The 14,285-nt window shown below is 61.1% G+C and carries 12 protein-coding genes; 4 read left to right on the top strand and 8 right to left on the bottom strand.

From position 1 onward, the window contains the following. Window positions 1-127 precede the first annotated feature (127 nt). Together GJ699_RS10845 and GJ699_RS10850 are read left to right on the top strand one after the other, a co-directional pair. Window positions 128-1,819, top strand: a complete 1,692-nt coding sequence (locus tag GJ699_RS10845; protein WP_154376004.1) for a methyl-accepting chemotaxis protein — start codon at window positions 128-130, stop codon at window positions 1,817-1,819. Window positions 1,820-2,020: 201 nt separating this feature from the next. Continuing rightward, complete coding sequence (locus GJ699_RS10850) at window positions 2,021-2,338, top strand: hypothetical protein (protein ID WP_154376006.1); 318 nt, start codon at window positions 2,021-2,023, stop codon at window positions 2,336-2,338. Between the two features lie 23 nt (window positions 2,339-2,361). Here the strand turns inward: GJ699_RS10850 and GJ699_RS10855 are convergent, their stop codons facing one another. Next, the gene (locus GJ699_RS10855) at window positions 2,362-2,928 is read right to left on the bottom strand and encodes a zeta toxin family protein (protein ID WP_229262060.1); all 567 of its coding nucleotides are present in this window, start codon (window positions 2,926-2,928) and stop codon (window positions 2,362-2,364) included. After that, complete coding sequence (locus GJ699_RS10860; protein WP_154376008.1) at window positions 2,925-3,248, bottom strand: hypothetical protein; 324 nt, start codon at window positions 3,246-3,248, stop codon at window positions 2,925-2,927. The genes GJ699_RS10855 and GJ699_RS10860 overlap by 4 nt, the downstream gene beginning before the upstream one ends. A 116-nt stretch (window positions 3,249-3,364) precedes the next feature. On the opposite strand from GJ699_RS10860, the gene GJ699_RS10865 reads away from it, so the two are divergent. Then, the gene (locus GJ699_RS10865; protein ID WP_154376010.1) at window positions 3,365-4,390 is read left to right on the top strand and encodes an aldo/keto reductase; all 1,026 of its coding nucleotides are present in this window, start codon (window positions 3,365-3,367) and stop codon (window positions 4,388-4,390) included. Between the two features lies 1 nt (window position 4,391). Here the strand turns inward: GJ699_RS10865 and GJ699_RS10870 are convergent, their stop codons facing one another. After that, a complete protein-coding gene (locus GJ699_RS10870; protein WP_154376012.1) occupies window positions 4,392-4,820 on the bottom strand; it encodes a VOC family protein in 429 nt (142 codons plus the stop codon). 128 nt (window positions 4,821-4,948) lie between these two features. Here GJ699_RS10870 and GJ699_RS10875 point away from each other — a divergent pair, with 128 nt between their 5' ends. Beyond that, window positions 4,949-6,637 (top strand): serine hydrolase, encoded by a 1,689-nt coding sequence (locus GJ699_RS10875; protein ID WP_154376014.1) that lies wholly within the window; start codon window positions 4,949-4,951, stop codon window positions 6,635-6,637. On the opposite strand, the gene GJ699_RS10880 is transcribed toward GJ699_RS10875, so the two are convergent. The 5 genes from GJ699_RS10880 to GJ699_RS10900 form a co-directional block, all read right to left on the bottom strand. Beyond that, window positions 6,634-8,598, bottom strand: coding sequence for a TonB-dependent receptor (locus GJ699_RS10880; RefSeq protein ID WP_229262061.1), 1,965 nt, complete (start codon window positions 8,596-8,598; stop codon window positions 6,634-6,636). The genes GJ699_RS10875 and GJ699_RS10880 overlap by 4 nt on opposite strands. A gap of 49 nt (window positions 8,599-8,647) precedes the next feature. Further along, a complete protein-coding gene (locus GJ699_RS10885; RefSeq protein ID WP_371867528.1) occupies window positions 8,648-9,142 on the bottom strand; it encodes a DUF6702 family protein in 495 nt (164 codons plus the stop codon). Continuing rightward, entirely contained in the window at window positions 9,139-11,484 is a 2,346-nt protein-coding gene (locus tag GJ699_RS10890; protein WP_154376018.1) for a M1 family metallopeptidase, read from the bottom strand. Before GJ699_RS10890 ends, GJ699_RS10885 begins: the two co-directional genes overlap by 4 nt. A gap of 108 nt (window positions 11,485-11,592) precedes the next feature. Next, complete coding sequence (locus GJ699_RS10895; RefSeq protein ID WP_154376020.1) at window positions 11,593-13,113, bottom strand: carboxylesterase/lipase family protein; 1,521 nt, start codon at window positions 13,111-13,113, stop codon at window positions 11,593-11,595. Between the two features lie 21 nt (window positions 13,114-13,134). Next, window positions 13,135-14,244 (bottom strand): LacI family DNA-binding transcriptional regulator, encoded by a 1,110-nt coding sequence (locus GJ699_RS10900; RefSeq protein ID WP_154376022.1) that lies wholly within the window; start codon window positions 14,242-14,244, stop codon window positions 13,135-13,137. Window positions 14,245-14,285 lie beyond the last annotated feature (41 nt).

Genomic DNA, 14,285 nt, shown 5'->3' on the forward strand with positions numbered 1-14,285 from the left:
TTTTAGTTGCATTGCAGCATATATTTGTTGCTGATTGCTCAAATGTAACAATGTTACGCATATACTGGAACGCCGTACTCTGAGAGTGCGGCGTTTTTTTTCGACCACTTCACTGAGAAAAGTAACAATGACGATTACAAAACGACTGATTCTGACCTTGTCGTTAGCTCTGCTGGCGCTGATTTTTGTCGGCGCCGTCGGCCTGGCCCAACTGTCGCGCGCGCAGCAGCGGCTGGACATGGTGCAGACCCGTTTGATCCCCAGCATCGCGGGCCTGAACCTGGCCAAGGGTTCTCTGGCCGATAGCCGGCTGGCCGCTTACCGGCTGTCGGTGTTTTCCAATCTGGCCGACAAGAGCGCGCTGGATAAAGCCTACAACGATGCCCAGGCCAAGTTCGACGAGGCCATCGCCAGCTACGAAAAAGAGCGCATCTTCGACGACACCGACCGTAAGCTGCTGGAGGCGGACAAGGCGGCCATGGCGACTTATCGTCAGGCGCTGGTGCCGTTCCTGGCCGGCGCGCATGCCGGCGACATGGACGCGGTGCGCGCGACGCTGCAGGCGGGTACGCCGCTGGCGATCGGCGCGGCCGCTGTCAAGAAGTCGATCGACGATCATATCGCCTACAACAACAAGCTGAGTGAGGATGTGCGTGCGGAGAGCGTGGCGGCTTACGATTTCGCCTTCCGCCTGTTGATGACGGTGATTGTGCTGGCGGTACTGGTGACCGGTGCGCTGGCGTGGCAGCTGTATGTGATTATCAAGGGTAGCCTGGCGTCGATTCGCGGCACGCTGGAGGATGTGAGCCAGTCGCTGGATTTGACGCATCAGATCAAGGTGGAGCGCATGGACGAAATCGGCCATACGGCGGTGGCGTTCAACAAGCTGCTGGAGCGGATTGCGGGCGTGATCGATACGGTAAGTGCCTCCACCAGTTCGGTCGGCGCGGCGTCGCAGCAGATTGCAGCGGGTACGGGCGATCTGTCGCAGCGCACGTCGTCGCAGGCGGCGGCGCTGGAGCAGACCTCGGCCAGCATGGAGCAGTTGACGTCGACCGTGGGCCAGAATGCGGACAATGCGCGCCAGGCCAATCAGCTGGCGCGTTCGGCGTCCACGGTGGCGACGCAGGGTGGTGCTGTTGTGGAGCAGGTGGTGGTGACCATGGGTTCGATCAATGAATCGTCGCGCAAGATCGTGGACATCATTTCGGTGATTGACGGGATCGCGTTCCAGACCAATATCCTGGCGCTGAACGCGGCGGTGGAAGCGGCGCGCGCGGGTGAGCAGGGACGTGGCTTTGCGGTGGTGGCGACCGAGGTGCGCAATCTGGCGCAGCGCTCGGCGGCTGCGGCCAAGGAGATCAAGGCGCTGATTGATGATTCGGTCGAGAAGGTGGAGTCGGGAACCCAGTTGGTGGAGCAGGCTGGCAGCACCATGCAGGACGTGGTCTCCAGCATCAAGCAGGTGACCGATATCGTTGCTGAGATCAGTGCCGCCACGCAGGAGCAGAATGACGGCATCGCGCAGGTGCATCGCGCGGTGACGCAGATGGACGAAACCACGCAGCAGAACGCGGCGCTGGTGGAGGAAACCGCCGCTGCGGCAGCCACGCTGCGCGATCAGGCGGACAAGCTGGAAGAAGTTGTAAGCGCGTTCAAGACCGGCGCCCGCGCCGCTTTCGCTGCGCCAGTGGCGCGTCCGGCGGCGGTGAGCAAGCTACCGAAACCGAAGCGGGTTATCGCCCAGCCGGCCGCCAAGCCAGTGCCGCAAAAACGCAAAGCCGCCGCAGCGGCCAGCGATGAGTGGGAAGAGTTTTAATCCGTCGCCGGGCAAAAAAATGGCCGCGACTATGCGCGGCCCAAAGAAATACTACTTCAGGGTTTACAACTATTTCAGGGTAGCATGATTGCAGATGAGAAAAATTACAGTTAGGTAATTCACGCTGGTAGTGGCTTGTTGAACCGTCGCTCGGCTTGGAATAGGTTAAGATATTTCCAGTTGAAACTGTAAGGAGTGAACATGATTGCAAGACGCTTACATCAGAACGCACTCGCGGGGATTTTGCTGGTTACCGCCTTGATCAGCACATCGGCGTTCGCTGCCGATGAAGATAATAAGAGCAGCGCCGCCAATAGTTCCAGCGGCGTGCATCCGGTTGATGACGCGAAGAAGGCTGCCAAGGCAGTTGGCCACGGTGTCAAGAAAACCACCACCGCCATCGGACACGGCTTCCGCGATGGCGCGCGCGCGATCGGCCATGGAACCAGGAAAGTGACTCGCGAAATCGGCCACGCATTCCGCGATGGTGCGCACAAGCTGGAAGGTAAAGAAGAATAGGCTTCAACCAGGAGGCAGGGGTGTCAGCCGGCGAGGCGGATGGCGTTTTGCGTCTTCGGGAAGCGGCTCAGCAGACGTGAGGTGCTGACAGTGTGGCCGCCGCGTGCCGCGCGCGTGGCAACGCGGGCGATCGACAGTGGCGCGTTGCTTAGACCGACGAACACCAGCAGCACAAAATATCCCGCCGCTTGCATCTCTTCGATCAGGTCTATCTTGGATTCGAACTGGCCGCCACCAAGATCACGCCAGTGCGAAAAGACGGTTTCCACGCCAAAGGATGCGTGCCGGACCAGAGCTTGCCCCACGAAGGATTGCACACCTTTTTGCGCGACGCGCATCCAGTCTTCGTCGGTGTCCCTCAATTTCTTAGCCCAATGAGGGATGCTGCCATCCAGGTCCGGCTCGGGTAGCGTCGACATCATCATTCGATCAGCGTTGATAAGCGGAATCTTGAATTGCGGCGAGATGTAAGTATTCCACATAGTTGATTTGCCCGAGCCATTGTGGCCAGCCATAATGACGGCCAGTGGCCCACCTGTAGTGCGCTGCGCGCCGCGCACCATACCCAGAGCTGTTTTCAGCGTCATCATTTTGCAGCGCGAAATTTGCCGTTGACTATGGTGCCGGACTCGATGACGCCGTTTAGTTTCCTGATGATGCGGCCGGGAATGTCGGGATCGGCGTGAAAGAATGGAATGTCTGGCGGCTGGGGCAGGTCTATGCCGGGTCGCAGCATGCGACGAAGCGCGCGTGCAAGTGACTTTTGCGCTTCGACGACGTTGCGCTGTACTTCCTCTGCGCTTGGCGCGGGGCCGGTAACCGTGACTGAGCCGAACTTAACGGTCTTCAGTTGCGGGCCATCTTCCTCGATGACGAGTCCGGCTGTAGATTTCTTACGCTTGGTGCCCATAATAGATCCTCCAACTGCGGAAATCGTAGCACAGCGGTCGTCAGCGCGAATTTCGTTACGGCGCTACAATCAAGATCCCCTGCGCGCGTGGTCGCGCACTACTCTGGAGGATTGCGATGAATTTCAAGCGTCTCGGAAAATCCGGCCTGCGTGTGCCGGAACTGAGTTTTGGCACAGCTACTTTTGGCGGCGGTAACGACTTCTTCAAAGCCTGGGGCAGCACCGATGCCGGCGGCGCCTCGCGCCTGATCGATGTCTGCCTCGAACACGGCGTCTCCATGTTCGACACCGCCGACGTCTATTCCGACGGTCTGGCCGAACAAATTCTCGGTGAGGCCATCAAGGGCAAGCGCAATCGCTTGCTGATCTCCACCAAGGTCACTTTCCCCACCGGCCAGGGACCGAACGATTACGGCTCCTCGCGCCAGCACATCATCGAAGCGGTGAACGCGTCGCTGAAGCGGCTGCAGGTGGAGCACATCGACCTGCTGCAACTGCACGGCCAGGACTACAACACGCCGGTGGAAGAGACCTTGTCCACGCTGGATCAACTGGTCCGCGAAGGCAAGGTGCGCTACGTCGGCGCTTCCAACTTCTCCGGCTGGCATCTGATGAAATCATTGGCGACCTCGGAGCGCTATGGTTATCCGCGCCATGTCGCGCATCAGATCTACTACTCGCTGCTGAACCGCGACTACGAATGGGAACTGGCGCCGCTGGCCGAAGATCAGGGCGTGGGCGCGGTGGTCTGGAGTCCGCTGGGTTGGGGCAAGCTAACCGGCAAAATCCGTCGCGACCAGCCGGCCAAGCCAGGCACGCGCGCGCACGACATCGCCGGCACCGGCCCGCATTTTGAAGAAGAGCGCCTGTTCCGCATCGTCGATGCGCTGGGCGTGGTGGCCGAGCAGACCGGCAAGTCGATCCCGCAGATTGCGCTCAACTGGCTGCTGGGGAAGAAGACCGTCTCCAACGTCATCATCGGCGCGCGCGATGAGAAGCAACTGATCGAAAACATCGGCGCCACCGGCTGGTCGCTGACGCCGGAGCAGAACGCGCTGCTGGAGCAGGCCAGTGATGTGCCGCCGGCGTACCCGGTGTGGCACCAGCGCGGCTTCGCTATCCTGAACGAGCGCGGCGCCTGATTTAACGGTGATGCATACGCGCGGCGATCGGATGGTCCGCGCGTAGTTGCAGCAAGTCCCATCGATTGCCGTACAAGTCCTCAAACACGGCCACCGTGCCGTAATCCTCTTCCTTCGGCTCACGCACGAAGGTGACGTTGTGGTCGCGCAGGCGTTGGTAGTCGCGCCAGAAGTCGTCCGTGTTCAGGAACAGGAACACGCGGCCGCCGGCCTGATTGCCGACGAACGGCTCCTGCTCTGGCTTGGATGCTTTCGCCAGCAACAGCGTGGTGCCGGCGCCTCCTGGCGGCGCCACCACCACCCAGCGTTTATCCTGCACCGGCTGATAGGTATCCTCAAGTAGATCGAAGCCCAGCTTGCGGACATAGAAATCGATCGCCTCGTCGTAGTCACGAACCACTAGCGCTATATGCACGATGGATTGCTGCATGAAGACTCCACATCAGATTGAATAAGTGGCGCAGCTTAGCACAGCGATGCCCATTCAAAAATGCGATTGCTTAAATGATAATTTGATGGCAGCATGCCCGGATGACCAACGGTTGATCTGGGGGAGACATGCTATTACATCAGAAGTGGTTGCGCGCTGCGGGCTTTGCAGTCGCCTTGTTATTCGCTGTGCCGGGCCAGGCGCAGGATGTGAAACGGCTGGAGGCGGTGGTGGATGCATTTGTCGCCTCCAATCAGTTCTCGGGCAGCGTGCTGGTTGCCAAGGGCGATCAGGTTTTGCTGGACAAGGGCTACGGCGCCGCGAACGTGGAGTGGAACATCGCCAACGCGCCGGACACCAAGTTCCGCCTCGGCTCCGTCACCAAGCAGTTCACCGCCGTCAGCGTGCTGCTGTTGCAGGAGCGCGGCAAACTGAAGGTGTCCGACCCTGTCAGCAAATACGTGCCTGACCTGCCGCCGGCATGGAGCGCGATCACCATCGCGCAACTGCTGCATCACACCTCTGGCATTCCCAACTTCACCGCGCAGAAGGAGTATCTCGGCATTGAGCCGTTCTCCAAAAAGCCGGCCGAGATTTTGGTGATGGTGCGCGATATGCCGCTTAGGTTCACGTCTGGCTCGCGCTTTGACTACAGCAATTCCGGCTACGTCCTGCTGGGCCAACTGATTGAACAGGTGAGTGGCGAAAGCTACGGTGAATTCGTTCGCAAGAATATCTTCGAGCCGCTGGCCATGCGCGATTCTGGCTACGACTGGAATGCCACCATCCTGCCGCATCGCGCGGCCGGCTATGAGCGCAACGCGAAGGGATTGGCGAACGCGGGCTTCATCAACATGAGTATTCCGCATGCGGCGGGCGCGCTGTATTCAACCACCGGCGATCTGCTGCGTTGGAATCGTGGCCTGTACGAGGGCAAGCTGCTCAAGCCGGAATCGCTGGCAGAGATGCTGACGCCGGGACTGCAGAACTATGGCTATGGTGTCAGCGTCCTTGAGACCAGCGCCGGCACGATGGTGCAGCATGCCGGCGCGGTTAGAGGCTTCTCCACCACGCTGAGTTATCGTCTCAAGGACAAAGTCAGCGTCATCGCGTTGAGTAATGTCGAGGGCACTCAGCTGGAGCCGCTGTCCCTTGGTCTGGCTGCGGTAGCCGGCGGTGCCAATGTGGTCCTGCCGCTTGAGCGCAAGGCGATTACGCTCACAGCCGCGCAGAAGACAGCGCTGATGGGCACTTACAGCATGCCGACAGGTCCGAAATTCTATCTGCGCGAGCAGGAGGGACAACTCAGAGGAAGGCTGGACGGCCAGCGTGCGGTGCCGCTGTATGCTGAATCGTCAGACCAGTTGTTCGCGCTGGTGGTCGACGTCCAGTTCGTCGCCGAGCGCGACGCAAAAGGTACGGTGCAGGCGCTGACGCTGGTGCAGAACGGCCAGCGCATCCGCATGGCCCGCGTGGCCGATATGAAGCTGGACTACGACGCGGCGGCCATCTTCCTGCGCGGTGATATGAACGAATGGAGCGTGCGCGATCGCATGCGGAAGGAAGGCGGCAACTACGTCGCCAAAGTCGCGCTGGCACCTGGCCGCTACGAATTAAAGCTTGGCTCGGAAGACTGGAAAACCATCGACCTGGGCGGGCTGGCGGACGATCAGGTGCTGAAACTCGGCGAGCCGCACCGCGTCGATAGTGTCGGCCCGAATCTGAGTGTCGACATTCCAGCCTCGGGGACTTATCTGTTTACGCTGAACGTCAGCGACAAGCAGTCCCCGAAGCTGAATGTTAGCAAAGCCCCTTAAAAGGTCTTGATCAGCGTCGCCCGCAGCGAGCGCGATTCGATGGGGTGGAAGTGGATGTCGTCCACCGGCGCCGCTTCCCCCTTCAGCTGCGAAGCATAGTAGTAGTCGATGGCCGAGTCACGGCGGTTGGTGATGTTGAAGGCTTCCAGCTCCAGCGACAGATCCTTGCGCATCTTCCAGCCGATACGGCCATTCAGCGTCATCGAAGCATTCGAGCGCACACTGTTATCCTCAATCAGCGGACGCGGGCCGAAATAGCGCAGCTTCAGCGAGCCTGACCACGGCCCGCCATCGTCCACCGTTACCGCCAGTTGGCCGGTGCCTTCGATGGCGCCGGGGATGTAGCTGCCTTCTTCCACATAACCACGCGAACGCGCCCGCGCATAGGCCAGATCCAGATCCACCGACAGCCATTTCAGCGGCTTGTAGTAGTTGGAGAACTCGACGCCATAGCGCCGGCTTGGCGGCCCGGCTTCGGTGGTGCCGGCGTCGCCGGCATAAGTCAGCTCCGAATCGAAGTCCAACCGATACAGCGACAGCGAAGTTTGCAGGCCAGGCAGCCACGCGGTGCGCGCGCCGAATTCGATGCCGCGCGAGCGCACCAACGGCTGTACCTTGTCCGCCGCCAGTCCGGTTTTCGGATCGATGGTCAGCGTGGTGCCGCGCGCGTCGTTGCTGTGGAAACCGGTGCCGAAGTTGGCGTACAGTTCCGCCGTCTGCCACGGTCCGTAAACCACGCTGGCGCTGGGGCTCACCAGATGATCGTTGACCGTGCCGGAATTGGCGGCCAGGTCGCTCTGCACGTTGAAGCGGTAAGCATCCACGCGTGCGCCCACCGTGGTGCGCCACGCCGCGTTCCAGCGCGTGCTGTTCTCGATATACAGGCCGGCACTGGATTCAACGATATGGTCCTGCCGCGTCACCGACAGCGTGCGTCGCGCCTCGGTGTTCAGCAGCGCGTTGTAGATATTGTCGTTCTGAAGCTGCACGCCGATGGTGGTGTTGCTGCTGCCGTTCTCGGTGTGCTGGTGCCAGCTATGGCTGGCGTTCACGCCGCTGGTGACGCGCTTGTCCGGCTGCGCGAACTGGTCGCCATGCACCGGATCATCCATGAAGTAGGTGAAGTTGGACCACAAGTCCAACTGGTTGGCGATGATGTAGGCATTGACTTTGGACGCGCTGTCGTCATCGGTGCGGCGCCAGCCACCGGAAAGACTGTAGCGATGCGACTTGCCGCCATCCGTGCTGTCGATGGCGTCGTTGCGGCCGATCTGGCCGCCCTGCACCGCGCGCAGTGGAATCTGGTCGGTCGAATTCCAGTCGGCCTTGTAGGCCATCAGGCTGACGTTAAAGCCGTTGTTGGCGTAACCCTGGCTGTAGCGCAGCACCGCGTTCAGCTTCTGATAATCGTCCGGATGAGTGAACGGGCCGTCGTTATGCATCGCTTCAATCGCGTACAGCAGGCTGCCGTTGGCGGCGTCCACCGAATCCGCCAGCAGCGCGCGGCCATAGCCGTGCTGGCCGCCGGAGACGCTGGCGATGCCCTGCAACAGGCGGTTCGCATACGCCACGGACGCGGTGCCGGCCGAGGCGAAATCGCCTTCCTCGGCGGAATACGGGCCTTTCTTGTAATCGAGCCGCACCGCCAGTTCCGGAATCAGGAAATTCAAATCGGTCCAACCCTGGCCATGGGCGTGGCTGCGCTGGTTGACCGGCATGTCGTCGACGGTGGTGCGCAGGTCCGTGCCGTGATCGAGGTTGAAGCCGCGCAGATAGAACTGATTGGCCTTGCCTTCGCCACTATGCTGGCTGACAACCAGTCCCGGCACGGCTTCCAGCATTTCGCCGGGACGGTAGACAGTGCGCTTGGCCAGTTCTTCCTGGGTGACGGTGCCGGCGCTGGCGGCATCGGCCACGCCCAACTGATTGGTGCGCGAGCCATCGACCAGGATGCGGGTCATGTACTGGTCGTCAGCATGAGCCGAGCCTAACGCCAGCAGCAGCGCGTATTTAAGGGGAGATTTGATCGATCGCGTCTTGATCGAAGACGAGGGTTTGAATCGTGCCATCGGTTTGTACATTTACAGTATTGCGTTGCGACGGCAGGAAGTCTATCAGCAAAGCGTTGTGGATACGGCTACCTTTGTGCAGGCGTGTGGCCGGTATCTCCTGGAAGATGACGACAGTGTCGGCATCAGCCTTGTAGCCCACCCATTGCAGCGGCAGGCGCTTGCCCTCCGCATCGGCGATGGTGAACTGTTTTTCCACGTAGCGGCGCAGCGGTGCTTCGCTGTCCGCGCGGCCCAGATCGAACTGGCGGCCGTAAAGATTGGTCAGCAGCGTGGCGAGATCGTGCCCGGTGTAGGTGTGCACGATCTCGGTGCTGCCGGTACGCTCGTTGTAGCTGATGTCCGCCATCCCCATGTGGAAGTTATGGGCGTGGACCGCCATGCCGGCCGAGGCCAGCATGGCTGCTACAACGAAGCGCAGTCGGCGCAATATCACTTCTTCTCGTCCTTCTTCAGCGGCGTATTAAAGTCGCGCATCAGATTGACCTTGTCACGTTCGGTTTTGAACAGCTCCAGGCGGGACTGCTCGACCTTGCGTGGCCACGAGTTGTTGGACGTGTCGATGTCGGCGGTTTCCCAGAACGGATCCTGAGTCAGGCCCACCATCGGCTCATCGGTGACAATCAGCTTGGTGATCTTCTTCGGCGAGTAGCGCCATACTTCGGCCGGAATGCGCTCGATGTACTTTTTGCCGCTCTTCAGTTCAATCTGCAGAATCAGCGGCATCACCATGCCACCCAGGTTGGAGAAGTCCACCAGGTACAGGTGCTTGCCCTGTTCCAGCAGCTTCTTCTCCCACGGTTCCAGCTTTTCCACCGCCTCGGCGTAGGTGTTGCGGTCCTTGTTGGTGACGGTGAACTCGTCATGCTCGTTGTAGAAGTCCTTCAGCTCCGGATGGGCGTCCAGGCGCTTCGGCAGTGCCTTGTTACGCTGTTCCGACACCGAGATCGGCTGCGCATCCTTCTGCGCCTTCTTCCATGCCTTTTCGGTTTCCGGATTCTTCGTGTTCACACCATACTCGGTGATACCATCGATGCTGATGTCGACCGGATCGGTGGTGTAGAACCAGCCGCGCCAGAACCAATCCAGGTCCGTGCCGGAAGCGTCTTCCATGGTGCGGAAGAAGTCCGCCGGGGTAGGGCGCTTGAACTTCCAGCGCGTGGCGTATTCGCGGAACGCGTAGTCGAACAGGTCGCGGCCCAGAATGGTCTCACGCAGGATGTTCAGGCCAGTGGCCGGTTTGGCGTAGGCGTTGTTACCCAACTGGAGAATCGATTCCGAGTTGGTCATGATCGGCATCTGGTTACGGCTCTTCATGTAGTCCACGATGTTGCGTGGCTCGCCGCGGCGCGATGGGTAGTTGTCTTCCCATTCCTGCTCGGCCAGATACTGCACGAAGGTGTTCAGGCCTTCATCCATCCAGGTCCATTGGCGTTCATCCGAGTTGATGATCATCGGGTAGTAGTTGTGGCCTACCTCGTGGATGATGACGCCGATCAGGCCATACTTGGTCTGCTGCGACCAGGTCAGCTGGCCGGTCTTCTTGTCCTTGGTCGGACGCGGACCGTTGAAGGAGATCATCGGGTACTCCATGCCGCCCACCGGACCGTTGACCGAAATCGCGGTCGGATACGGGTAGTCGAAGGCGTACTTGTTGTACTTGTCGATGGTGTGGATGATGGCCTGGGTGCTGTACTTGCCCCACAGTGGATTGCCTTCCTTCGGATAGTAGGACATCGCCAGCACGTTGGTGCTGTCCTTCTTGTAGCCCTGCGCATCCCAGATGAACTTGCGGCTGGAAGCCCAGGCGAAGTCGCGCACGTTGGCTGCCTTGAAGTGCCAGGTCTTGCTCGCGCTGCTGTGCGACTTCTCGGCCTGGGTGGCTTCTTCCTGGGTGACGATGACCACCGGTGCGGTGGCGGTGCGGGCTTTTTCCAGGCGCTCGCGCTGGGTGGCGCTCAGCACGTCGGCCGGATTTTGCAGTTCGCCGGTGGAGGCTACCACGTGGTCGGCCGGCACGGTCAGCTGCACGTCGTAGTCGCCGAATTCCAGCGTGAACTCGCCGGTGCCCAGGAACTGCTTGTGCTGCCAGCCGTAGACATCGTAGTAGGCCGCCATGCGCGGGAACCACTGGGCGATTTCGAACAGGTCGTTCTTGTCTTCTTCGAAGTGCTCATAGCCGGAACGGCCGCCCAGCACTTGCTGTTCATTGATGTTGTAGGACCAGTCGATGTTGAACACGAACTGCTCGCCCGGTTTCAGTGGCTTCGGCAGGTCGATGCGCATCATGGTGCGGTTGATGACGTGCTTCAGCGGCTGGCCGCCCGCGCTGACGGTCTTGATATTGAAACCGCCTTCGAAATCGCGGCCGGCCAGAATGCCGCGCATGCCTTCGAACTTGTAGCCATCATCCTGACCGGCCGGCTTGGACCACGACTCGCGCGAGGGCTGGGTCAACATCATGCGGGCGTCGGAATCCTTTTTGTAGATATTCTGATCCAGCTGCACCCACAGATAACTCAGCGTGTCCGGCGAGTTATTGTGATAGGTGATTTGCTCGCTGCCGGTGAGGGCACGCTTGGCTTCATCCAGCGACGCGCTGATGGTGTAATCAGCGCGCTGCTGCCAGTAGGCGTGTCCGGGGGCGCCGGACGCGGTACGGTAAGCGTTAGCAGTCGGCAGGATCTCGTCGAGTTGACGGAACTTGTCGTCGAATGGTTCCGCCGCGTAGGCGGATACAGACAGGCAGATGGCCAGTAAGCCAAGCTTCTTGTGCATAGGGCTGTTTCCTCATGTTAAGAGGATAAATTGTATAGCAGGTTTTCAATCGATTACGGGCCGATACAATAAAATACAAACCTGTTGCATTAACGTCTGCAACTACTTTCAGCGGCGCGGTTGGCTTTCCAGGAACTGCTGGCGGGCGTCGTCGGCCGCCGTTGCCGCTTTTGATGGCAGGTCCAGCACCATCAGGCGGGAACCCGCGCCGGCGCTGGCTTGCGGCCATTCCGGCAGGCCGGCGCCGTTTGGATTGCCGGTCTTGATGAAATTGGCGAAGTAGTCCTGCAACTGCGCGGACAGCTTGTAGTCATCCTCGGTCCACGCATAGACTTTATTTGTCCCGAGGTTACCCAGCGCGTACTCGATCTCCACCGAGTGGCCAGCGCCGTCCTTGCCGGGACGCGGATGCGCATAGTAATAGCGGTAGACCGGCTTGCCGCCGGTGCGGGCGTGCGCGTCGATCCACTTCCAGGTGCCGTGGCCGATGAACAGATCGCTGGACAGATCTGTGGCGGCCTGTTTGACGTCGCCGCTGTAGGCCGCGCGCGCGGCGTCGGCCCGGTCGCCGAATACGTTTTGCAGGCGCGCCATGAACGCGGTTTCGCTGGGCTCTTCATCCTGGAACATCTGCTTGTAGTGGCCTTCCTGCGAGTTCCAGCCGGCCAGCAGCGGTACCTTGGCCTGCTCACCGGCGGCGTACAGCTCCACCGGTGCGCGTGGAATCACGTCGCCGTCCTGGATGGCGAAGAAGCGGGCGTCGGGGCGTTTCAATGCTTCCAGCAGCTGCGGCGCCTTCAGTGCGCGCAGCTTGGCCAGCGTGGGCGCGTCGATCGCCTTGGCAAAGTCGGCGCCAAACTGCTCGGCTTTCGCCAACGGCGTCGGCGCGTTCAGGCCAAGCAGCGAACCGCTTTCGCCGATGGCGCCGGCGATCAGTCCCTTGGCGTGCGGGTTGATCATCTGCGCGCTGACCGAGAACGAGCCGGCCGATTCGCCGGCGATGGTCACGCGAGCCGGATCGCCGCCGAAGGCCGCGATATTCTGCTTCACCCATTGCAGTGCAGCCGCCTGGTCCATCAGGCCGTAATTGCCGGAAGCGTGTGCCGGCGACTCTTTGGTCAGCTCGGGATGGGCCAGGAAGCCGAAGATGTTGAGGCGGTAGTTGACGGTCAGCGTGACGATGCCCTTGGCCGCCAGGCTTTCGCCGTCGTAGCGGTATTCCGAGCCGTCGCCGGCCTGGAAGCCGCCGCCGTAGAAGTAGACCAGCACCGGCAGCTTGTCGCCTGCGGCTTTGGCCGGCGTCCAGACGTTAAGGAACAGACAATCCTCGCTCATGCCGTCGGCACGGAACTGCATATCGCTGAACAGCGGCAGCTGCATGCAGCGCGCGCCGAAATGATCGGCCTTGCGCAAACCTTTCCACTTGGCCGCAGGCTGCGGCGCTTTCCAGCGCAACTTGCCGACTGGTGCCGCCGCAAACGGCAGGCCTTTGTATGACGTCACGCCGGAGGCTTCCCGTACGCCTTCCACCACGCCGGAAGCGGTGGTGGCGCGCGGCGCGCTGTCGGCTGCATAAGTGGCGGAGGAGATAACGCTTGCGGCAATCAACAGCACGGGAAGTTTGGTCATGGTTTGTCTCGGTAGGTTTTTTTAGATACGTCCCTTGCCTGCGATCTTGGTGCTGGGCCGCAGGCGCGGGGCGGCGTCGGACTGGCGGCGCACCAGGGTGTGCTCCATCAGCGCGTGTTGTGGTGGTTCCGGCTCGCCGTTGCGCTGAGCGCGGATCTGGCGCACCAGGAACTGCACGGCGGCTTCCGCCATGTCGGTAATCGGCTGGCGCACGGTGGTCAGCTCGGGCCAGATGGTGGTGGCCAGCGCGGTATCGTCGAAACCGGCCACGGTCAGGTCACCCGGCACGTCGAGGCCGAGGCGGTGGGCGATCGCGACCACCGCAGCGGCCATGTCGTCGTTGCTGGCGAAGATGGCGGTGGGGCGGTGTTCAAGATTCAGCAGCACTTCCGCCGCGTCCAGGCCGGAGCGGTAGGTGAACAGACCTTGCACCATCAGCTCTGGCGCCAGCGGCATGTGCTTGTCCGTCAGCGCCGCCTTGAAGCCGGCCAGGCGGCGCGCGCTGGCGCTCTGGTTCGGATGGCCGATGACGAAGCCGATGCGCTGGTGACCCAGTGCGATCAGATGGCAGGTCATCGCATAGGCGGCCTGGTAGTCGTCGATGCTGACGCCACTGACGCGCGGGTCCGGCTGGCCGCAGGCTACCGCCATCGCTGGCGTGCCGGAAGCGGCGATCAGGTCGATCAGATTGCGCACGTCGCACAGCGGCGGCGGCAGGATGATGCCGTCGACGCCATTCGCGATCAGGCGGCGTGCCTGATCGACGCCATGTTCATCGGCCTCGCATTTTTCCACCACCAGCTGCACGTTGTTCGGGCTGGCCTGGTTCAGCAGGCCGACCAGGAACTCGCTCAGATAGCCGGCGGATGGATTCGAGTACAGGAAGCCGACCCGGATCGGGCGTGAGCCGGCCAGGCGGCGTGCCGCCTGATTGGGGACATAGTTAAGGGCAGCGACGGCCGCGTCGACGCGCAGGCGGGTCTTTTCGCGGACGGCGGTATCACCGTTCATCACGCGCGACACGGTCATCGGGGATACGCCTGCCAGTTCGGCCACATCGGCCATGGTAGGCGCCTGCGAGCGGCTCTGCGCGGCCGGTACAGGCGCCGGTTTCACCTTATTCTTTGTCATCTGTCCTCTGTTAATAATGAAGCTGTGTTCAGCCCCGGACT

This window comes from Duganella guangzhouensis (assembly GCF_009674535.1).
GTDB classification, from domain to species: Bacteria; Pseudomonadota; Gammaproteobacteria; order Burkholderiales; family Burkholderiaceae_D; genus Rugamonas; species Rugamonas guangzhouensis.

Bases quoted from the DNA above. Each gene is read 5' to 3' on its own strand.
- GJ699_RS10875 (WP_154376014.1), top strand. From the start codon at position 4,949: ATGCTATTACATCAGAAGTGGTTGCGCGCTGCGGGCTTTGCAGTCGCC.
- GJ699_RS10860 (WP_154376008.1), bottom strand. From the start codon at position 3,248: ATGGGCACCAAGCGTAAGAAATCTACAGCCGGACTCGTCATCGAGGAA.
- GJ699_RS10900 (WP_154376022.1), bottom strand. From the start codon at position 14,244: ATGACAAAGAATAAGGTGAAACCGGCGCCTGTACCGGCCGCGCAGAGC.
- GJ699_RS10865 (WP_154376010.1), top strand. From the start codon at position 3,365: ATGAATTTCAAGCGTCTCGGAAAATCCGGCCTGCGTGTGCCGGAACTG.
- GJ699_RS10845 (WP_154376004.1), top strand. From the start codon at position 128: ATGACGATTACAAAACGACTGATTCTGACCTTGTCGTTAGCTCTGCTG.
- GJ699_RS10855 (WP_229262060.1), bottom strand. From the start codon at position 2,928: ATGATGACGCTGAAAACAGCTCTGGGTATGGTGCGCGGCGCGCAGCGC.
- GJ699_RS10890 (WP_154376018.1), bottom strand. From the start codon at position 11,484: ATGCACAAGAAGCTTGGCTTACTGGCCATCTGCCTGTCTGTATCCGCC.
- GJ699_RS10895 (WP_154376020.1), bottom strand. From the start codon at position 13,113: ATGACCAAACTTCCCGTGCTGTTGATTGCCGCAAGCGTTATCTCCTCC.
- GJ699_RS10870 (WP_154376012.1), bottom strand. From the start codon at position 4,820: ATGCAGCAATCCATCGTGCATATAGCGCTAGTGGTTCGTGACTACGAC.
- GJ699_RS10850 (WP_154376006.1), top strand. From the start codon at position 2,021: ATGATTGCAAGACGCTTACATCAGAACGCACTCGCGGGGATTTTGCTG.
- GJ699_RS10880 (WP_229262061.1), bottom strand. From the start codon at position 8,598: ATGACCCGCATCCTGGTCGATGGCTCGCGCACCAATCAGTTGGGCGTG.